Below are 18,517 nucleotides of genomic sequence, written 5' to 3'. Positions count from 1 at the left end.
GGCCGGGTACGGCGGCCGGGTACGGCGGCCGGGTACGGCGGCCGGGTACGGCGGCGGCCCGGCACGCGGGGCGTGCCGGGCCGCCGGGGTACCGGCGCGGCCGGTGGGCGCCGTCGGTCAGATGCCGCTCGCCGCCCCCATGGCGCCGGCGAAGAGCAGCAGGATGAGGGCCGGCAGCAGGACCGTCGCGATGATGCCCATGACCAGGCCGGCCGTGGCCGCGCCCTTGTTCGTGGCCTCGCCGCGGTTGGCCTTGCCGCGTCCCACGGCGCCGAAGATGATCGCGAGGACGCCGAGGATCATGCCGACGAACCACAGCACCATGATGACGTTGCAGACGACGCCGATGATGCCGAGCACGAGGCCCGCCGTGCCCATGCCGTTGCTGGGGCGCGGGGCGGCGTACCCGGGCGCGGCGTACGGGGAGGGCGGCGGCGGGTAGGAGGCCGGGGCCTGGGCGGGCGCTGCGGCCGCCGGGTAGCCGTAGGCCGGCTGCTGGGCGGGCGCTCCGCCGGCCGGGTAGCCGTAGGCCGGCTGCGGCGGCTGGGCGGGGGAGGCCGGGTACCCGTAACCGGGCTGCTGCGGCTGGCCGGGGCCGTACGGGCTCGGCCCGAAGCCGCCGGGCTGCTGGTTCGGATCGGACATGGGTGGTCTCCCCTCCAAGGACTTCGTCGGCCCATCGTATGGCCCGACGATCAGCTCCGGGGCCCGGTCCCGGGGCCCGGTCCCGGGCGGCGGACGGGCGTCGCCGACCGCCCGGGCGGGTCCGCGGGGCCGCACGGTCAGCGGCCGGTGCCGCTGATCACCAGGGAGGTGGCGTACGGGTCGTCGCGGTCGAGGCCGTCGTCCTTCTTCACTTCCTCGGTGATGGCCCATATGAGCCCGCCGAGGACGAGGGCGCCCAGGGCGATCCCGACCGCGCCGGTGACGATGCCCGCGGTGGCGACGGGGCCGTTGTTCGCCTCGCCGCGCTGGACGCGCTTGCGGCCGACGATGCCGAAGATCAGGGCGAGGACGCCCAGGACGATGCCGAGGCCGTACATGAAGCAGCCGACGACCGAGATGATGCCGAGGACCATCGACGCGACGCCCAGCCCGTTGGCCGGGGCCGGACCCCAGGCACCGGCGCCGTACGGACCGTAGGCGCCGGGGTGGGCGGGGTAGCCGGGCGCGGGTGCGGCCGGCGCCGGATAGCCGTACGGGCCGGGGGCGGGCCGGCCCGGCCCGCCCGGGGCGATCGGCGGCGGGGGCAGCGGGTCGCCGGCCCCCGGCGGGCCGAAGCCGGCACCGGGCATCGCCGCCACCGTCGGCTGGTCGTGCGGCGGGGCCGCCGGGCCCGGCGCGGGCTGGGGGGTCGCGGACTTGCCGAGGTCCACCCCCGGCGCGGGCGGCCGGCTCTCCGGCGGCGCCCAGGGGTCGTTCCGGTGGTTGTCGTCTGGCATGAGCCTCCCCCATCGTCTCCGGCCATGCTAACGACCGGCCTACGATGACCCCTGACCAGGGACGGCTCACCCACTCGGAGGACCCCGATGACCGATCTGCGCCCCTTCATCGCCGGGCTGCCCAAGGCGGAGCTGCACGTCCACCACGTGGGGTCGGCCTCCCCCCGCATCGTCTCCGAACTGGCCGCGCGGCACCCGGACTCCAAGGTGCCCACCGACCCCGAGGCGCTGGTCGACTACTTCACCTTCACCGACTTCGCCCACTTCATCGACGTCTACCTGTCGGTCGTCGACCTGGTCCGCACCCCCGAGGACGTCCGGCTGCTGACGTACGAGGTCGCCCGGGACATGGCCCGGCAGAACATCCGCTACGCCGAGCTCACCGTCACGCCGTACAGCTCGACCCGGCGCGGCATCGACGCGAAGGCGTTCATGGAGGCCATCGAGGACGCCAGGACCACCGCCGAGGCCGAGCTCGGCGTGGTCCTGCGGTGGTGCTTCGACATCCCCGGCGAGGCCGGTCTGGAGGCCGCTGAGGAGACCGCCCGGCTCGCCGTCGACCTGCGGCCGGAGGGGCTGGTGTCGTTCGGCCTGGGCGGCCCGGAGATCGGCGTGCCCCGCCCGCAGTTCAAGCCGTACTTCGACCGGGCCATCGCGGCCGGGCTGCACTCCGTCCCGCACGCCGGCGAGACGACCGGCCCCGAGACCGTGTGGGACGCGCTGCGCGACCTGCGCGCCGAGCGCATCGGCCACGGCACGAGCGCGGCGCGGGACCCCCGCCTCCTCGCCCACCTCGCCGAGCACCGCATCGCGCTGGAGGTGTGCCCCACCTCCAACATCGCCACCCGCGCCGTCACCGACCTCGACCTGCACCCGATCAAGGAGATGGTCGCCGCGGGCGTCCTCGTGACCATCAACTCCGACGACCCGCCGATGTTCGGCACCGACCTCAACGGCGAGTACGCCATCGCCGCGCGCCTCCTCGGCCTCGACGCGCGCGGGGTCGCCGCCCTCGCCGTGAACGCCGTCGAGGCGTCCTTCCTGGACCGGGCCGGCAAGGAGCACCTGAAGCGGGAGATCGACACGTACACGGAGGAGTGGCTCGCGCGCTGACGGGCGCCGTGCCGACAATGGAGCACATGCGCACCGTCACCGTCGTCGGGCACCGGGGCGACCCCTACCGGGTCCGTGAGAACACGACCGCGTCGATCCGGTCGGCGCTGGCGCGCGGCGCGGACGCCGTCGAAGTGGACGTGCGACTGACCTGGGACGGCGTCCCGGTCCTCCTGCACGACGAGACGCTGCGCAGGCTGTGGCGGATCGACCGGCCGCTCGCCGCTCTCTCGCTGGCCGAGGTGCGGCGGCTGACCGGGCCGGAGGGCGTCCCGACGCTCTACGAGGCGCTCGCCGCGGCCGCCCCGCACCGCGTGATGATCGACCTGCCGGGCGCCACGGAGGAGACCGTGCGGGCGGTCGTGGGCACGGTCCGCGAGTGCGACGCGGAGGACCGGGTCTTCTACTGCTCCGGCGCCGCCGCGATGCTGCTGGTCCGCGCCGCCGACCCGGCCGCCGAGATCGCCCTGACGTGGACGTCGCTCGCCCCGGCCCGGCCGGTGCTCCTGGAGGCGGTGTCGCCGCGCTGGCTGAACTACCGCTTCGGGCTGGTCGGCCGGGAGCTCGCGGACCGGGTGCACCGTGACGGACTGCTGGTCTCCGCCTGGACGGCCGACACGCGCAGGACCATGCGTAAGCTGATCGACAACGGGGTGGACTCGATCACCACCAACCGCGTGGACACCCTGAACTCCGTACTGACGGGAGCCCCCACGTGACGTCGCCGCACATCGACCGGATCCGCACCGACATCGCCCACAACGCGCGCGTCTGGAACTACTGGCTGGGCGGCAAGGACAACTACTCCGTCGACCGCGCGGTCGGCGACCAGGTGACCTCGCTGTACCCGAGCATCGGCGAAGTGGCCCGCGCCGACCGGGCGTTCCTGGGCCGCGCGGTGCGGTACCTCGCGGGCGAGGCGGGCGTCCGGCAGTTCCTCGACATCGGCACCGGGCTGCCGACCGCCGACAACACCCACGAGGTCGCGCAGCGCGTCGCCCCCGAGGCGCGGGTGGTGTACGTCGACAACGACCCGATCGTGCTGACCCACGCGCGGGCGCTGCTCACCAGCTCCCGCAAGGGGGTCACGGAGTACGTCGACGCCGACGCGCACGACCCGGAGCGGATCCTGAAGTCGGTCGGGCGGACGCTGGACCTGGACCGGCCGGTCGCCGTGATGATGCTCGGCATCCTCAACTTCGTCCTCGACACCGACACCGCCCGCTCCATCGTGCGCACCCTGATGGACGCCGTACCGCCGGGCAGCCACCTGGTGCTGACGCACCCCACGCTGGAGCCGGCCCTGGGCGGCGAGGGCAACGCCGAGGCGATGGCCTTCTGGAACGCGAACGCCACCCCGCCCATCACCGCCCGCAGCCGCGAGGAGTTCGCGTCGTTCCTCGACGGCCTGGAGGTCCTGGAGCCGGGCATCGTGTCGTGCTCCCGCTGGCGTTCCGACGCGGGCCCCGAGGTCGCCCAGTTCGGCGCGGTGGCCCGCAAGCCCTGACCGTCCGCGGCCCGGCCCGGCGCCGCCGCTCCCCGGGGCGCGGCTCAGGACCGCGGCGTCCCGGGCGCCGGCCCGGCCGGTGCCGCGAGGGCCTCCGGCGTCGCGGGCGGCGCCACCGGTACCGCGTACCCGGCCGGTGCCGTCAGCGCCTCCAGCCGCTTGATGTGGCGGCGGACGACCAGCAGCGGGAGCACGCCGAACACCCCGAACGCCATGTCGATGACGGTCCACCAGAAGGGGATGTCCCGGATCCGGCCGCAGATCAGGGCGAGGGGCACGATCCCCGCGCAGGCGATGACGCCGAAGTCGATCACCCAGATGTTCCGTACGGGGTCGCGGTACGGTCCGTAGAAGGCGACCGCGATCACGAGGTGGGCGAACGCCAGCCAGTCGGTGCCGTACAGGAGGAACGGGTACCGGGCGTCGGCGGTGTCGAGGCCGGCGCGCACGCGCCCGATCCACTCCAGGAGGCCGGGGAGGGCGTCGCCGACGGGGGACGCCCAGCCGGTCAGGGCCTCGTGCATCAGGCGCACTTCGGTGACGAGCGGAAAGGCCGTCACCCCGCTCAGCACGAGGCACACGACGAAGAACGCCAACCACGCGCGTATCCGCCTCGACAGGGCGTTCGCTTCGCTCATGTCCGCAGCGTACGCCCGGGTCCGGGCACCGCTCACCGGGCCCCGGCGGCGCTGCGGTCGGGGTGTGGGGGGAGGGCGGCGGCGGCCGTGGCAGGCGTCGGTCCGTCATCCTTCATGTGGGCGTGTTCGAACCGGAGTTGACGCCTCCGGTGGCCGTCCGCGCGATCGGCGGTACGTCGTCACCCGCGGGGGCGGGGACGCGGCGTCACCCGCGCGGGTGCTTTTGCCCCGGGCGGGCCGCCGATCGGTGCCGCGACGGCCCCGCGTCCGGTCGGGCCGCCCGTAGGGTGGCGCTCCTCCCCCGTCGTCGCCCCCCTTCTGGAGCCCGTCGTGCACGTCGATGAGCGCGTCCGCGCGCGAGAGCTGACCGACATCGCGGTCACCGGCATCGGTCTGGTCACTCCGGCCGGCCGGACCGCGGAGTGCACGTGGGACGGGCTGCTCGACGGCGTCCCGACGGCGGCCCGGGACGTACGCCTGGCGGGGCTGCCGGTCGACTTCTCCTGCCGGGTCGCCGGCTTCGACGGGCCCGCGCGGCTGGGCCTCGCGGCGGCCCGTGAGGCGGTCGCCGACGCGTCCTGGCCGGAGGGCGGCTGGGAGGGGGCGCGGGTGGCGGTGGTGCTGGGCACCGGGTGCGATCCGGGCGGGGGCGCGGCGCGCGGGGTGAGCGCCGCGGAGGTCAGTACGGAGCTGGGCGCGCTGGGCCCGAGCTTCGTGACGTCCGGCGGGTGCGCCTCGGGTGCGACCGCCATCGGCGTGGCGCGGGACCTGCTGCGGGCGGGCACGTGCGACGTGGCCGTCGCGGGCGGCTGCGACGGCGTCCCGGGGCGTGCGGCCGCGGCGGGGCTCGGCCGGGCGGGCAGCCTGTCGTCGCGCACGTTCGACCCGGCGGGCGCCTCCCGCCCGTTCGACGCCGAGCGGGACGGCTTCGTGCTGGGCGAGGGCGCGGGGGTGCTGGTGCTGGAGCGGCTGGCGGACGCGCGGGCGCGGCGGGCGCGGGTGCGGGCGGTCCTCTCCGGATACGGGGCGTCGGCGGAGGCGCGGTGCGTGCCGGGTCGGGCCGGGGTGGACCCGCAGGGGCGGGGGGTGGAGCGGGCGGTGCGGGCGGCGTTCGCGGACGCCGGGCTCGCCCCCGAGGACGTCGACCACGTGAACGCGCACGGCAGTGGCGGCGCGCTGGACGACCTGGCCGAGGCGCGGGCCCTGCGCCGGGTGTTCCGGGGGACGCCGCCCCCGGTCACGGCCGTGAAGAGCGTGCTCGGCCACGCGGGCGGCGGCGCGGCCGCGGTGGAGGCGGCGTGCACGGTGCTGACCCTCCAGCACCAGGCGATCCCGCCGACGGCGAACCTCGACCGGCTGGACCCGGAGATCGAGCTGGACGTGGTGGTCAAGTCGCCACGGCGCAGGCCGGTGCGGGCGGCGCTCAGCACGTCGTTCGGGCTGGGCGGGCACAGCGCGGCACTGCTGTTCCGCACGCCCTGACACCGGCCGCGCCGCCCCCGTGACGCACGGCGCGCCGGAGGGCGGGCCCGTGGTGGGCCCGCCCTCCGGCGCGGTGGCGCGGGGCGCCGGACCGCCGGGGCGCGGGTGTCAGCCCAGCGAGGTCATCACGTGCTTGATGCGCGTGTAGTCCTCGAAGCCGTACGCCGACAGGTCCTTGCCGTAGCCGGACTTCTTGAACCCGCCGTGCGGCATCTCGGCGACGAGCGGAATGTGGGTGTTGATCCACACGCACCCGAAGTCGAGGGCCTTGGACATGCGCATCGCGCGCGCGTGGTCCTTGGTCCACACGGAGGAGGCGAGGGCGTACTCGACGCCGTTCGCGTACTCCAGCGCCTGCTCCTCGTCGCGGAACGGCTGGACGGTGATGACGGGGCCGAAGACCTCGTTCTGGACGATCTCGTCGTCCTGGCGGAGGCCGGAGACGACGGTCGGGGCGTAGTAGTAGCCCTTGTCGCCGACGCGGTGGCCGCCGGCCTCGACCTTGGCGTGGGCGGGGAGGCGGTCGATGAAGCCGCTGACCTGCTTCAGCTGGTGGGCGTTGTTGAGCGGGCCGTACAGCACGTCCTCGTCGTCCGGGGCGCCGGTCTTCGTGTCGGCGGCGGCCTTGGCGAGGGCGGCGACGAACTCGTCGTGGATGGACTCGTGGACGAGGACGCGGGTGGCGGCCGTGCAGTCCTGGCCGGCGTTGAAGAAGCCGGCGACGGAGATGTCCTCGACGGCCTTCGCGATGTCGGTGTCCTCGAAGACGACGACCGGGGCCTTGCCGCCCAGCTCCAGGTGGACGCGCTTGACGTCCTTGGCCGCCGACTCGGCGACCTGCATGCCGGCGCGCACGGAGCCGGTGATGGAGGCCATGGCGGGGGTCGGGTGCTCGACCATGAGGCGGCCGCTGTCGCGGTCGCCGCAGACGACGTTGAAGACGCCCTTGGGCAGGATCTGCCCCATGATCTCGGCGATGAGGACGGTCGAGGCGGGCGTGGTGTCCGAGGGCTTCAGCACGACGGTGTTGCCCGCGGCGAGGGCCGGGGCGAACTTCCACACGGCCATCATCATCGGGTAGTTCCAGGGGGCGACCTGGGCGCAGACGCCGACCGGCTCGCGGCGCACGATGGAGGTCATGCCCTCCATGTACTCGCCGGCGGAGCGGCCCTCCAGCAGGCGGGCGGCGCCGGCGAAGAAGCGGATCTGGTCGACCATCGGGGGCAGCTCCTCGCTGCGGGTGAGGCCCACGGGCTTGCCCGTGTTCTCGCACTCCGCGGCGATGAGGTCCTCGGCGCGCTCCTCGAAGGCGTCCGCGATCTTCAGCAGGGCCTTCTGGCGCTCGGCCGGGGTGGTGTCCCGCCAGGCGGGGAACGCGGCGGCCGCGGCCTCCATGGCGGCGTCGACGTCGGCCCGGCCGGAGAGCGGGGAGGTGGCGTAGACCTCACCGGTGGCGGGGTTGACGACGTCGATGGTCCGTCCGTCGGCGGCATCCCGGAACTCGCCGTTGATGTAGTTGCGCAGACGACGCAGTTCGGTGGTCACGTGGCCACCCCTCCTGTCGATTTCGGTGTCCGTGGTCACCCGCCGGCCCCGCGGGGGGCCTGTCCGGTGGGTGAGACACCCAAGCCTAGTCGCTGGGCCCACGCTTTCGACAGGCCCGACGCTCCAGAACTTCGGATTCAGTGAGATCGAGACCTCCGGACAACGAATAACATCGTTCCGGGGTTGCGTGAGCGACGAGTCTCGGTGCACAGTGAAGTCGTGGCCAGCCGAAGCGCAGAGTCCAGGACCGGTAGTGGGTCGTCCCCCGCGATCGACACCGTGTCCCTGGCGATCATCGAACAGCTCCAGGAGGACGGACGCCGTCCCTACGCCGCCATCGGCAAGGCCGTCGGCCTGTCGGAGGCGGCGGTGCGCCAGCGCGTCCAGAAGCTCCTCGACCAGGGCGTCATGCAGATCGTCGCCGTCACCGACCCGCTCACCGTGGGCTTCCGGCGGCAGGCGATGGTCGGCATCAACGTCGAGGGCGACGTGGAGCAGGTGGCGGACGCGGTGACGGCCATGGCCGAGTGCGAGTACGTGGTGATGACCGCGGGCTCCTTCGACCTGATGGTGGAGATCGTCTGCGAGGACGACGACCACCTGCTGGATGTGATCAACAAGCGCATCCGCACCCTTCCCGGCGTGCGCTCCACCGAGAGCTTCGTCTACCTCAAGCTCAAGAAGCAGACCTACATGTGGGGAACCCGATAGCCGTGAGCAAGGACCTGTCCCAGACCGCGTACGACCACCTGTGGATGCACTTCACCCGCATGTCGTCGTACGAGAACAGCCCCGTCCCGACCATCGTCCGCGGCGAGGGCACCTACATCTACGACGACAAGGGCAAGCGCTACCTCGACGGCCTCGCCGGCCTCTTCGTCGTCCAGGCGGGCCACGGCCGCACGGAGCTCGCCGAGACCGCGTACAAGCAGGCGCAGGAGCTCGCGTTCTTCCCCGTGTGGTCCTACGCCCACCCGAAGGCCGTCGAGCTGGCCGAGCGGATCGCCCACCACGCCCCCGGCGACCTGAACAAGGTCTTCTTCACCACCGGCGGTGGCGAGGCGGTCGAGACCGCCTGGAAGCTGGCGAAGCAGTACTTCAAGCTCGTCGGCAAGCCCACCAAGCACAAGGTGATCTCGCGGGCCGTCGCCTACCACGGCACCCCGCAGGGCGCCCTGTCCATCACCGGCCTGCCGGCCCTCAAGGCCCCCTTCGAGCCGCTGGTCCCGGGCGCGCACAAGGTCCCGAACACCAACATCTACCGCGCCCCGATCCACGGCGACGACCCGGAGGCCTTCGGGCGCTGGGCCGCCGACCAGATCGAGCAGCAGATCCTCTTCGAGGGCGCCGACACCGTCGCCGCCGTCTTCCTGGAGCCGGTGCAGAACGCCGGCGGCTGCTTCCCGCCGCCGCCCGGGTACTTCCAGCGCGTGCGCGAGATCTGTGACCAGTACGACGTGCTGCTCGTCTCCGACGAGGTCATCTGCGCCTTCGGCCGCCTCGGCACGATGTTCGCCTGCGACAAGTTCGGCTACGTGCCCGACATGATCACCTGCGCCAAGGGCATGACCTCGGGCTACTCCCCGATCGGCGCGTGCGTCATCTCCGACCGCATCGCCGAGCCGTTCTACAAGGGCGACAACACCTTCCTGCACGGCTACACCTTCGGCGGCCACCCGGTCTCCGCGGCGGTCGGCCTCGCCAACCTCGACATCTTCGAGCGCGAGAACCTCAACCAGCACGTCCTGGACAACGAGGGCGCCTTCCGCTCGACCCTGGAGAAGCTCCACGACCTGCCGATCGTCGGCGACGTGCGCGGCAACGGCTTCTTTTACGGCATCGAGCTGGTCAAGGACAAGACCACCAAGGAGTCGTTCGACGCGGACGAGACGGAGCGCGTGCTGTACGGCTTCCTCTCCAAGGCGCTCTTCGACAACGGCCTGTACTGCCGCGCCGACGACCGCGGCGACCCGGTCGTCCAGCTCGCCCCGCCGCTGGTCTCCGACCAGTCGACGTTCGACGAGATCGAGCAGATCCTCCGGGCCACCCTCACCGAGGCCTGGACCAAGCTCTGACCGGTCCGAGCCGAAACCTTCCCTCACTTCGGCTCACCGTCGTCCGGCGACGGGCCGCGGCCCGGATTCACCCACGCGGGTGCATCCGGGCTGCGGCCGTTTCCGGTTCCGGCGACACACCGTAGGACGCGGTGAACAGCGTGTTATGTTCCGACCGGTTCGGGGGGACACGAACGGGAACAGGAACGGCTCCGAGCTGATCTGAGGTGTGACGGACATGGTGGCCCCGCCCGACAACGACGTCCTGTGGGCGCGTTCCCTGCACCACACGCACCACGGCTCGCCCGCGCTCAGCGGCGTCTCCCTCGGCGTCCGCGAGGGCGAGGTCCTCGCCGTGCACGGCCCGCGCGGCTGCGGCAAGACGACCCTGCTGCGCTGCCTCGCCGGCCACGTCGTCCCCGAGGAGGGCGAGGTCTGGTTCAACAGCGTCCCCGTCCACACCATGAGCGCCGTCCAGCGCGAACGGCTGCGCCGCGACCGCTTCGGCTGGATCGACCCCGAGCCCGCCCTCGTCCCCGAGCTGACCGCCTGGGAGAACGCCGCGCTCCCCCTGCTCCTGCGCGGCTGCTCGCACCGGGCCGCCCGGTCCGCCGCCCTCGAATGGCTCGAACGGCTCGACATCGGCTCGTGCGCGGCCGACCGCCCGCACGCCCTGCTCCAGTCACAGCGCCAGCGCGTCGCCGTCGCCCGCGCCCTCGTCGCCACCCCGGCCGTCCTCTTCGCCGACGAGCCCACCGCCCCCCTGTACAGCGCCGACCGCTCCCAGGTGCTGCGGACCCTGACCGCCGCCGCCCGCTCGCACCGCATCACCGTCGTCCTCGCCACGCACGACGCGGACGTCGCCGCGCTCGCCGACCGGACGGTGGCCCTCCTCGACGGGCGCCGCGTCAACTCCCTGCACGTCAACGGCGCGGAGGGGCTCGACGCGTGCTCGCTCTCCGTCTAGCCCGCGGCGGCCACCCCTTCCTCGTCCTGCGCCGCCTGCTGGTCGCCGCGGCCTCCGCCGGGGTGGGCTTCCTGCTGCTGGGCGCCCTCGGCCACGCGGTCGCGCACCCCGACCGGTCCTCCGACTCCCTGGTGCGCCTCGGCTGGAGCGTGCTGCCGCTCGCCGCGGCCGTGTACCTGGCCGTGGCCGTCGCCCGTACCGACCCGGTCACCCGGCCGCGGCGCGGGCTCTCCGCCGTCGGCCTCGGCCCCGCCCGCCTCGCCGCGCTGGCCGCCGCGTCCACCGCCCTCGTCTGCGCGCTCGGCTCGGCCGTGGCGCTCCTCCTCTTCCTCCACCTGCGCGGCGGCCTGTCGGGGCTCCCGTTCGACGGGGCGGCCGCCGGCCTCCTCGGCGCCGGGCGGCCCCTGCCCGTACCGGCCGCGCTGACCCTGCTGGCCGTCGTCCCCGCCGTCGCGTACGCCACGACCGGCCTCGCCCTGCTCCCCCCGGCGCGGCGCGTCGGCGGGCGCGGGGGCGCCGCGCGGAGCGACGCCGCGGCCCCGCCCGTCGAGGCCCGCGACCCCTTCGACCCGGCGCCCGCGCCGACCGGACTGCCCTGGGGCGTCGCCCTGATCGCCCTCGGCCTGGCCGCCGAGGTGTACGGGGCGCGCGGCCCCGACGGCGGCGCGGTCCCCCTGCCCGGCGGGTTCCCCGGCAGCCCCGGCCCGGTCGTGGCCGGCTGGGTCCTCACCACCCTGGGCCTCGCGGTCGCCGGGCCCGGCGTCGTCCACCTGTGCGGGCGCCTCGTCCAGGCGTACCGGCCGGGCGCCACCCGGCTCCTGTCCGGCCGGGCGCTGATGGACGAGGCGCGGCGCATCGGCCGCCCGCTGGGCGTGCTGTGCGCGGTGGTCTCGGCGGCGATCACGGCGCACGCCCTGGCCGGTCAGGCCGGCTCCCGGCCCTTCGGGCCGCTCACCGGCCTCGGCGCCGGACTCGTCCTGGCCTGTGCGACGGCGGCCCTCCTCACCGCCGCCGTCGAGACGCGGCAGAGCCGGGCCGGGACGACCGCCGCCCTGATCCGCCTGGGCGCCCCGGCGGGCCTGCTCCGCACCGCGGCGGTGTTGCGCGCGGGCGTCCTGCTCGCCGTGTTCGCGCCGCTGGCCTGGGCGGTGGGCTTCCTGACCCACCTGCCGCTGCGGCCCTGACGGGGGGCCGGGCGGGCGGGGCGGTCGGGCGGGGCGGTCGGGCGGCGGCGGTCGGGCGGCCCCCGGCACACCGGCCCGGCTACGCTGGCGCCATGGCGCACCCCCACCGGCACGGCCGTGAGATCGAGACGCTGGAGGAATTCGACCGGGTCGCGGCGGGCGGCAGCCTCGTCGGATGGCGGCTGCAGGCGCTCGACCTGACGGACCGTACGGCGGCGCTGCTGGCGGCCGACACCACCGCCGCCGTCTTCCTCGGCTGCCCGATGGCGCCCGAAGCGGCGGCCAAGGTCCGCGCGGACGGGGCACTGGTGCTCCCGCCCGTGCCCGACCTGCCCTTCGCCCCCTACCGGGGGCTGCTGTACACCCCCGACGAGCTCTTCGCCGGGCTGGACGCGGAACACGGTTACGCGGCGACGCCGGACGCGCGGACGTACGCGTGGTTCCAGCGGACCATGCGGGACGGCGACGTCTTCGCGTCGATGCTGCGCGCCGTGCACGACGACGCGATCTCCGACGCGCTCGACGAGCGGCTCGCGGGCGTGCCCGTCGTCGGGGTGATGGGCGGCCACGCCATGGCGCGCGGCACCGACGCGTACGCGGGCGCCGCCCGCCTCGGCCGGAGTCTCGCCCGCGCGGGGCTGACCGTCGCGACCGGGGGCGGGCCGGGCGCGATGGAAGCCGCCAACCTCGGCGCGTACGCGGCCCCCCACCCCGACGGCATGCTGGACGAGGCGCTGCCGCTGCTCGGCAAGGAGCCGTCGTACGTGCCGTCCGTCGGCGCCTGGGCGCGCGCCGCGTTCGACGTGCGCGACCGCTGGCCCGGTGGCGGCGACTCGATCGGCGTCCCCACGTGGTTCTACGGCCACGAGCCGCCCAACGCCTTCTCCGGGCACATCGCCAAGTACTTCGCCAACGCCACCCGTGAGGACGGCCTGCTGGCCCGCTGCACGGCCGGCGTCGTCTACCTGCCGGGCGCGGCCGGCACCGTGCAGGAGATCTTCGACAACGCCACGCCGAACTACTACGGGTCGCGCGGCGAACCGACGCCGATGGTGCTGGTCGACCGCGCCCACTGGACCGAGCACCTGCCCGCCTGGCCGCTGTTGCGGGCCCTCGCGGAGGGCCGCTCGATGGCCTCCCGCATCGCCCTGGTCGACACCGTGGAGGAGGCCCCGGAGGCGCTGCTCCGCCTGTCCGCCACCGGCTGAGGCACCCGGCGGGGGGCGCGGCCGGGGACGTACCGGCCTGCGGACGCCTCGGCGCTGCCGAGCGGCCGGGGGCGTTCCGGCTGCGGTCGGACACCGGCGGTGCCGACCGGCCGGGGTACCGGCTGCGCCCCGCACCGCCCGTGCGGCGGCCTGCGCGGAGGCGGGCGTCAGCCCAGGACGACGACCTCGTCGGGGCGGAACGCCACCCCGACCACCGCGCCCTCGTCGGGGGTGTCCCGCAGGGCGCACTCGGCTTCCAGGGGCGGGGCCTGGGCGTCGAGGGGGCGCAGCCGCACCGCGACGTGGTGGCCCCGGAACGTACGCCCCTCGACCGTGCAGCGCAGCCCGTCGGCGGGGTCCCCGAGCCGTACGCCGGCGGGCCGCACCAGCAGCCGGACGGCCCCCTCACGGGTGCCGGGCGGTACGGGGACCGGGCCCCACGCGGTCGTGGCGGCCGTACCGAGGACGGTGGCGGCGACCACGTTGTCGAAGCCGAGGAACCGCGCGACGAACTCCGACGCCGGCCGCCGCCACACCTCCAGGGGGCTGCCGACCTGGGCGACGCGGCCCTCGTGCATGACGACGACCCGGTCGGCGAGTGCGAACGCCTCGGCCTGGTCGTGGGTGACGGCGAGCACGGTCGTGCCGAGCCTCCCGAAGAGCCGGCGCAGCTCGGTGACGAGCCGTTCGCGCAGCCCCCGGTCGAGCTGGCCGAGCGGTTCGTCGAGCATCAGCAGCCGCGGCCGGGGCGCCAGGGCGCGGGCGAGCGCCACGCGCTGCTGCTCGCCGCCGGAAAGGGCCGCGATGGGTCGCGGGCCCGCGCCCGGCAGGCCCACGAGGTCCAGCAGCTCGTCGACGCGCGCGGTCCGCTCGGCGCGCGGGACCCCGCGCACGCGCAGGCCGAACGCGACGTTGCCGGCGACGTCGCGCTGCGGGAAGAGCTGGTGGTCCTGGAACATCAGGCCCACGCCGCGCCGGTGCACGGGCACGCCCGCCTGGTCGGCGCCGCCGAGCAGGACCCGGCCCGCGTCGAGCGGCTGGAGCCCCGCCACCACGCGCAGCAGGGTCGACTTGCCGCTGCCGCTCGGGCCGAGCAGGCAGACGATCTCGTGGTCGGCGACGTCCAGCGACACCGCGTCGACCGCGGCGCGCGGACCGAAGCGGACGGTCACGTCCTGGAGGGCGAGCATGGTCACAGCTCCCCGGAGCGGTCGACGCGGACACGTTCGAGCAGCAGCAGGGCCACCGCGCACACCACCATCAGGATCGTCGAGAGGGCCATGGCCTGGCCGTAGTTCAGCTCGCCGGGCCGGCCGAGGAGCCGGGCCACGGCGACCGGGAGGGTCGGGTTGTCGGGGCGGGCGATGAAGACGGTCGCCCCGAACTCGCCGAGGGACACGGCGAACGCGAACCCCGCCGCCACCAGCAGGGCCCGCCCCACCATCGGCAGGTCCACCTCGCGCCACACCCGCCACGGCGACGCGCCGAGCACCGCCGCGGCCTCGCGCAGCCGCGCGTCCACCGCGCGCAGCACGGGCAGCACGGTCCGCACGACGAAGGGGACGCCCACCAGCGCCTGGGCGAGCGGCACGAGGATCCACGAGGAGCGCAGGTCGAGCGGGGGTTCGTCCAGCGTGATGAGGAAGCCGAAGCCGACGGTCACGGCGGACACCCCGAGCGGCAGCATCAGCAGCGCGTCGAAGCCGCGCACCAGCCGCCCGGCGGCCGGGGTCCGGGTCCCCCCGCCCGAGCGGAGCCGGGAGGGGGGAAGGGTGAGCGCGGCGGCGGCGAGCCCGCCGATGAGGAGCGCGAGGAGGGTCGCGACGAGGGCGTACTCCAGGGAGTTGCCGATGGCCTCGACGGGCGGCACGAGGAACGTGCCACCGCCCGCGCCCGCGTCCTGGAGCGCCCGGTAGTAGCCGAGCCCGCCGTCGAAGGACCGCTCGACCAGCACCCCGAGCGGCAGCAGGAGCAGCAGGACGATCGTCGCGAGGACCGTGCCGAGCAGCGCCCACTGCCCGGCCCCGCGGGGCCGCCGGGCGGTGCCGGCCGCGTCCACCAGTGCCAGCGCGGCCTCCCGGCGGCGGACCGTACGGGCGTGCACGGCGAGGATCGCGCCGACCGCGGCGAACTGCACGAGCGTGAGCACCGCCGCCGTGGGCAGGTCGAGCAGCTGCGCGGTCTGCCGGTAGATCTCCGCCTCCAGCGTGCGGTACGCGGGTCCGCCGAGGATCTGGACGATGCCGAAGGAGGTGTACGTGAAGAGGAAGACCATCAGCGCGGCGGCGGCCACGGCGGGCGCGAGCGCGGGCAGGGTGACCCGGCGCCAGGCACCGAACCGCGAGGCGCCGAGCACCCGGGCCGCCTCCTCCTGCCGCGGGTCGAGCTGCGCCCACAGACCGCCGACCGTGCGGACGACGACGGCGTAGTTGAAGAAGACGTGCGCGAGGAGGATCGCCCACACGGTGGTGTCGAGCCGCACGCCCCACAGCTCGTCGAGGAGTCCGTCCCGGCCGAGGACGGCGAGGAACGCGGTCCCGACGACGACCGTGGGCAGGACGAACGGCACGGTGACGACCGCCCGCAGCAGGCCCTTGCCCGGGAAGTCGAAGCGGGCGAGGACGTACGCGCCGGGCAGCGCGACCACCAGGGTGAGGGCGGTCGAGGCGAGTGCCTGCCAGGTGGTGAACCACAGGACGTCCAGGACGTCGGGACGGCCCAGTACGTCGCCGAGCCGCCCGGGCTGCCAGCCGTCGTCGGTCCTCAGCCCGCGCCCGACGATCGCGGTGACGGGGTAGGCGAAGAAGACGGCGAAGAACGCCACGGGCAGGGCCATGAGCCCGGCCCGCAGCGCCCGGCGCCCGCGGGTGTCTACTTCAGGACGAGCGAGGACCACGTCTGGATCCACTGGTCTCGCTTCTGGGCGATCTTTCCGGGGGCGACGGTGTACGGACGGTCGACCTCGGCGCCGTGCTTCGTGAACAGCTCGGGCAGCTCCGCGTCCTCGGCGACGGGGTTCACGAACATCTGCAGCGGCATGTCCTCCTGGAACTTCTTGCCGATGAGGAAGTCGATGAGGGCCTTGCCGCCGTCGGGGTTCTTCGCGCCGGCCAGCAGTCCGGCGAACTCGGTCTGCTGGAAGCAGGTGCCGGTGGAGACGCCGGTCGGGGCCTCGGCGGGCTGCGGCTCGGCGTACAGCACCTCGACGGGCGGGCTGGAGGCGTACGACACGACGAGCGGCCGGTCGCCCTTGGCCTTCCTGCCGCCCGCGGAACCGGAGAACTCCTGGTTGTAGGCGAGCTCCCAGCTGTCGACGACCTTGACGCCGTTGGCCTTGAGCTTCTTCCAGTAGTCCTGCCAGCCCCCGTCCCCGTACCGGGCGGCCGTGCCGAGCAGGAAGCCGAGGCCGGGCGAGGACCGCTCGGCGTTCTCGACGACGAGGAGGTCCTTGTACGCGGGCTTCGCGAGGTCGTCGAAGGTCTGCGGCGGCGCGAGCTTCTTGTCCGCGAAGTACTTCTTGTCGTAGTTGACGCAGATCTCTCCGGTGTCGACGGGCGTGACGCGGTGCTCGCCCTTGTCGAGCTGCACGGCTTCGGGGATCCGGTCCAGGCCCTTGGCCTCGTACGGCTCGAAGATGTCGTTGTCGAGGGCGCGGGAGAGGAGGGTGTTGTCGACGCCGAAGAAGACGTCGCCCTGCGGGGCGCCCTTGGTGAGGACGGCCTTGTTGACCGCCTCGCCGGCGTCGCCGCTCTTGAGGACCTTGACGGTGAGGCCGGTCTGCCGGGTGAACTCCTTCAGCACGGCCGGGGAGGCGTTGAAGGAGTCGTGGCTGACGAGCGTCACGGTCTTCGACGCCGTACCGCCGTCACCGGCGTCCTTGCCGGAGTCTGTGCCGCAGGCGGTGAGCGTCGAGACGCCCAGTGCGGCGGCGAGCGTGCCGACCGCGATCTTCCTGGTGGTGCTCACTGAGATTCCTCCTGGGGGTGACCAGGAGAAGACGCGGCCCTGCCCACCGGATCCGTCCGGTGGGCAGGGCGCAACAGCTCGAGTAACGACCGAACTCCCTACCCAGAATGACCTGGGCGAGGTTCAGAGGGTCTGCGGTCTGACGGTCACCGCACTCTCAGCGCTGTGGCGCTCCCCTGTCGGAATATGCAGATGTGTTCGAGCTCAGGGTACAAGGTCAGCGTTCCGCGGCCGCGAGCTGTCCACAGGCGCCGTCGATCTCCTGACCGCGCGTGTCCCGGACGGTGACCGGCACGCCGTGCGCCGCGATGGCCTCGACGAACGCCTTCTCGTCCTCGGGGCGGCTCGCGGTCCACTTGGAGCCGGGCGTGGGGTTCAGCGGGATGAGGTTGACGTGCACCCGCCGGCCCTTGAGCAGCCGGCCCAGGAGGTCGCCGCGCCACGCCTGGTCGTTGATGTCGCGGATCAGCGCGTACTCGATGGAGACGCGGCGGCCGGACTTCTCCGCGTACTCCCAGGCCGCGTCGAGCACCTCGCGGACCTTCCAGCGCGTGTTCACCGGGACGAGCGTGTCGCGCAGCTCGTCGTCCGGGGCGTGGAGGGAGACGGCGAGGCGGCACTTGAAGCCCTCGTCGGCGAAGCGCAGCATCGCCGGGACGAGACCGACCGTGGAGACGGTGATGCCGCGCTGCGACAGTCCGAGGCCGTCCGGCTCGGGGTCCGTGAGGCGGCGGATGGCGCCGACGACGCGGTTGTAGTTCGCGAGGGGCTCGCCCATGCCCATGAAGACGATGTTCGACAGCCGTGCGGGGCCGCCGGGGACCTCCCCGTCCCGCAGGGCGCGCATGCCGTCGACGATCTGGTGCACGATCTCGGCGGTCGACAGGTTCCGGTCCAGGCCCGCCTGGCCGGTCGCGCAGAACGGGCAGTTCATACCGCAGCCGGCCTGCGACGAGATGCACATCGTCACCCGGTCGGGGTAGCGCATCAGCACCGACTCGACGAGCGTCCCGTCGTGCAGCCGCCAGAGGGTCTTGCGGGTGGTGTCGTCGTCGCACGAGATGTGCCGGACGACGCTCATCAGCTCGGGCAGCAGCTCGCCGGCGAGCTTCTCCCGGGAGGCGGCGGGGATGTCGGTCCACTGGGCGGGGTCGTGGGCGTACCGCGCGAAGTAGTGCTGGGACAGCTGCTTGGCGCGGAACGGCTTCTCGCCGATCGCGGCGACGGCTTCCTTGCGCTCGGCGGGCGTGAGGTCGGCGAGGTGCCGCGGCGGCTTCTTGGCTCCGCGGGGCGCGACGAAAGTGAGTTCTCCGGGCTTGGGCATGGTGCTTCCAGTGTCGCAGAAGCGCGACGGAAGGCCCGCCGCCCTGTGGACGACGGGCCTTCCGGAGACGAAAGCGCAGGTCGGAGA

The 18,517-nt window shown here is 74.1% G+C and carries 17 protein-coding genes; 9 read left to right on the top strand and 8 right to left on the bottom strand.

Features of this window, described 5'->3' with window-relative positions; translation table 11 throughout:
* Positions 1–117: 117 nt before the first annotated feature.
* Together ACF053_RS28280 and ACF053_RS28275 are read right to left on the bottom strand one after the other, a co-directional pair.
* A complete protein-coding gene (locus ACF053_RS28280) occupies positions 118–645 on the bottom strand; it encodes a DUF4190 domain-containing protein (RefSeq protein ID WP_391956590.1) in 528 nt (175 codons plus the stop codon).
* A 137-nt stretch (positions 646–782) separates the two neighbouring features.
* A complete protein-coding gene (locus ACF053_RS28275; protein WP_391956589.1) occupies positions 783–1,442 on the bottom strand; it encodes a DUF4190 domain-containing protein in 660 nt (219 codons plus the stop codon).
* Between the two features lie 87 nt (positions 1,443–1,529).
* Here ACF053_RS28275 and ACF053_RS28270 point away from each other — a divergent pair, with 87 nt between their 5' ends.
* From ACF053_RS28270 to ACF053_RS28260, 3 genes are read left to right on the top strand one after another with little or no spacing between them, the layout of a single operon-like run.
* Positions 1,530–2,555, top strand: coding sequence for an adenosine deaminase (locus ACF053_RS28270; protein WP_391956588.1), 1,026 nt, complete (start codon positions 1,530–1,532; stop codon positions 2,553–2,555).
* 26 nt (positions 2,556–2,581) lie between these two features.
* A complete protein-coding gene (locus ACF053_RS28265; protein ID WP_391956587.1) occupies positions 2,582–3,274 on the top strand; it encodes a glycerophosphodiester phosphodiesterase in 693 nt (230 codons plus the stop codon).
* Complete coding sequence (locus ACF053_RS28260; RefSeq protein WP_391956586.1) at positions 3,271–4,062, top strand: SAM-dependent methyltransferase; 792 nt, start codon at positions 3,271–3,273, stop codon at positions 4,060–4,062. Before ACF053_RS28265 ends, ACF053_RS28260 begins: the two co-directional genes overlap by 4 nt.
* A gap of 44 nt (positions 4,063–4,106) precedes the next feature.
* Here ACF053_RS28260 and ACF053_RS28255 read toward each other — a convergent pair whose 3' ends face one another.
* A complete protein-coding gene (locus tag ACF053_RS28255) occupies positions 4,107–4,700 on the bottom strand; it encodes a hypothetical protein (protein ID WP_391956585.1) in 594 nt (197 codons plus the stop codon).
* 330 nt (positions 4,701–5,030) lie between these two features.
* On the opposite strand from ACF053_RS28255, the gene ACF053_RS28250 reads away from it, so the two are divergent.
* Positions 5,031–6,182, top strand: coding sequence for a beta-ketoacyl-[acyl-carrier-protein] synthase family protein (locus ACF053_RS28250; RefSeq protein ID WP_391956584.1), 1,152 nt, complete (start codon positions 5,031–5,033; stop codon positions 6,180–6,182).
* 108 nt (positions 6,183–6,290) lie between these two features.
* Here ACF053_RS28250 and ACF053_RS28245 read toward each other — a convergent pair whose 3' ends face one another.
* On the bottom strand, positions 6,291–7,727 hold the full coding sequence (locus ACF053_RS28245; protein WP_058943989.1) for a gamma-aminobutyraldehyde dehydrogenase: 1,437 nt from the start codon (positions 7,725–7,727) through the stop codon (positions 6,291–6,293).
* A gap of 204 nt (positions 7,728–7,931) precedes the next feature.
* Between ACF053_RS28245 and ACF053_RS28240 the strand changes: the two genes are divergently transcribed.
* The 5 genes from ACF053_RS28240 to ACF053_RS28220 all read left to right on the top strand — a co-directional run bounded on the left by ACF053_RS28240 (position 7,932) and on the right by ACF053_RS28220 (position 13,140).
* A complete protein-coding gene (locus ACF053_RS28240) occupies positions 7,932–8,438 on the top strand; it encodes an Lrp/AsnC family transcriptional regulator (RefSeq protein WP_391956597.1) in 507 nt (168 codons plus the stop codon).
* A complete protein-coding gene (locus ACF053_RS28235; protein ID WP_391956583.1) occupies positions 8,423–9,802 on the top strand; it encodes an aspartate aminotransferase family protein in 1,380 nt (459 codons plus the stop codon). The genes ACF053_RS28240 and ACF053_RS28235 overlap by 16 nt, the downstream gene beginning before the upstream one ends.
* A 217-nt stretch (positions 9,803–10,019) precedes the next feature.
* Positions 10,020–10,748: an ABC transporter ATP-binding protein gene (locus ACF053_RS28230; protein ID WP_391956582.1), complete on the top strand. Its 729-nt coding sequence runs from the start codon at positions 10,020–10,022 to the stop codon at positions 10,746–10,748.
* Positions 10,730–11,932, top strand: a complete 1,203-nt coding sequence (locus tag ACF053_RS28225; RefSeq protein WP_391956581.1) for a hypothetical protein — start codon at positions 10,730–10,732, stop codon at positions 11,930–11,932. Before ACF053_RS28230 ends, ACF053_RS28225 begins: the two co-directional genes overlap by 19 nt.
* Positions 11,933–12,024: 92 nt before the next feature.
* Positions 12,025–13,140 carry an LOG family protein gene (locus tag ACF053_RS28220; protein WP_391956580.1) on the top strand — a complete coding sequence of 372 codons (1,116 nt, stop codon included), beginning with the start codon at positions 12,025–12,027 and terminating at the stop codon, positions 13,138–13,140.
* A gap of 167 nt (positions 13,141–13,307) precedes the next feature.
* Here ACF053_RS28220 and ACF053_RS28215 read toward each other — a convergent pair whose 3' ends face one another.
* The 4 genes from ACF053_RS28215 to rlmN form a co-directional block, all read right to left on the bottom strand.
* Positions 13,308–14,330 (bottom strand): ABC transporter ATP-binding protein, encoded by a 1,023-nt coding sequence (locus tag ACF053_RS28215; RefSeq protein WP_391956579.1) that lies wholly within the window; start codon positions 14,328–14,330, stop codon positions 13,308–13,310.
* Between the two features lie 2 nt (positions 14,331–14,332).
* Positions 14,333–15,976, bottom strand: a complete 1,644-nt coding sequence (locus tag ACF053_RS28210) for an ABC transporter permease (protein WP_391956596.1) — start codon at positions 15,974–15,976, stop codon at positions 14,333–14,335.
* Between the two features lie 35 nt (positions 15,977–16,011).
* Positions 16,012–17,106 (bottom strand): thiamine ABC transporter substrate-binding protein, encoded by a 1,095-nt coding sequence (locus ACF053_RS28205; RefSeq protein WP_391956578.1) that lies wholly within the window; start codon positions 17,104–17,106, stop codon positions 16,012–16,014.
* A gap of 217 nt (positions 17,107–17,323) precedes the next feature.
* On the bottom strand, positions 17,324–18,430 hold the full coding sequence (rlmN, locus tag ACF053_RS28200; RefSeq protein ID WP_058943996.1) for a 23S rRNA (adenine(2503)-C(2))-methyltransferase RlmN: 1,107 nt from the start codon (positions 18,428–18,430) through the stop codon (positions 17,324–17,326).
* Positions 18,431–18,517 lie beyond the last annotated feature (87 nt).

The sequence above is a fragment of the Streptomyces kanasensis genome, from assembly GCF_043077165.1.
GTDB lineage: Bacteria > Actinomycetota > Actinomycetes > Streptomycetales > Streptomycetaceae > Streptomyces > Streptomyces changanensis.
Note: the sequence above shows the minus strand (reverse complement) of the source record. Positions and strands in the feature narration are given on the sequence as shown.

What these genes read in the sequence shown, in the direction of transcription:
- ACF053_RS28280 (WP_391956590.1), bottom strand. Translation starts at nt 645, where the DNA reads ATGTCCGATCCGAACCAGCAGCCCGGCGGCTTCGGGCCGAGCCCGTAC.
- ACF053_RS28275 (WP_391956589.1), bottom strand. Translation starts at nt 1,442, where the DNA reads ATGCCAGACGACAACCACCGGAACGACCCCTGGGCGCCGCCGGAGAGC.
- ACF053_RS28270 (WP_391956588.1), top strand. Translation starts at nt 1,530, where the DNA reads ATGACCGATCTGCGCCCCTTCATCGCCGGGCTGCCCAAGGCGGAGCTG.
- ACF053_RS28265 (WP_391956587.1), top strand. Translation starts at nt 2,582, where the DNA reads ATGCGCACCGTCACCGTCGTCGGGCACCGGGGCGACCCCTACCGGGTC.
- ACF053_RS28255 (WP_391956585.1), bottom strand. Translation starts at nt 4,700, where the DNA reads ATGAGCGAAGCGAACGCCCTGTCGAGGCGGATACGCGCGTGGTTGGCG.
- ACF053_RS28230 (WP_391956582.1), top strand. Translation starts at nt 10,020, where the DNA reads ATGGTGGCCCCGCCCGACAACGACGTCCTGTGGGCGCGTTCCCTGCAC.
- ACF053_RS28220 (WP_391956580.1), top strand. Translation starts at nt 12,025, where the DNA reads ATGGCGCACCCCCACCGGCACGGCCGTGAGATCGAGACGCTGGAGGAA.
- ACF053_RS28215 (WP_391956579.1), bottom strand. Translation starts at nt 14,330, where the DNA reads ATGCTCGCCCTCCAGGACGTGACCGTCCGCTTCGGTCCGCGCGCCGCG.
- ACF053_RS28210 (WP_391956596.1), bottom strand. Translation starts at nt 15,976, where the DNA reads ATGGCCCTGCCCGTGGCGTTCTTCGCCGTCTTCTTCGCCTACCCCGTC.
- rlmN (WP_058943996.1), bottom strand. Translation starts at nt 18,430, where the DNA reads ATGCCCAAGCCCGGAGAACTCACTTTCGTCGCGCCCCGCGGAGCCAAG.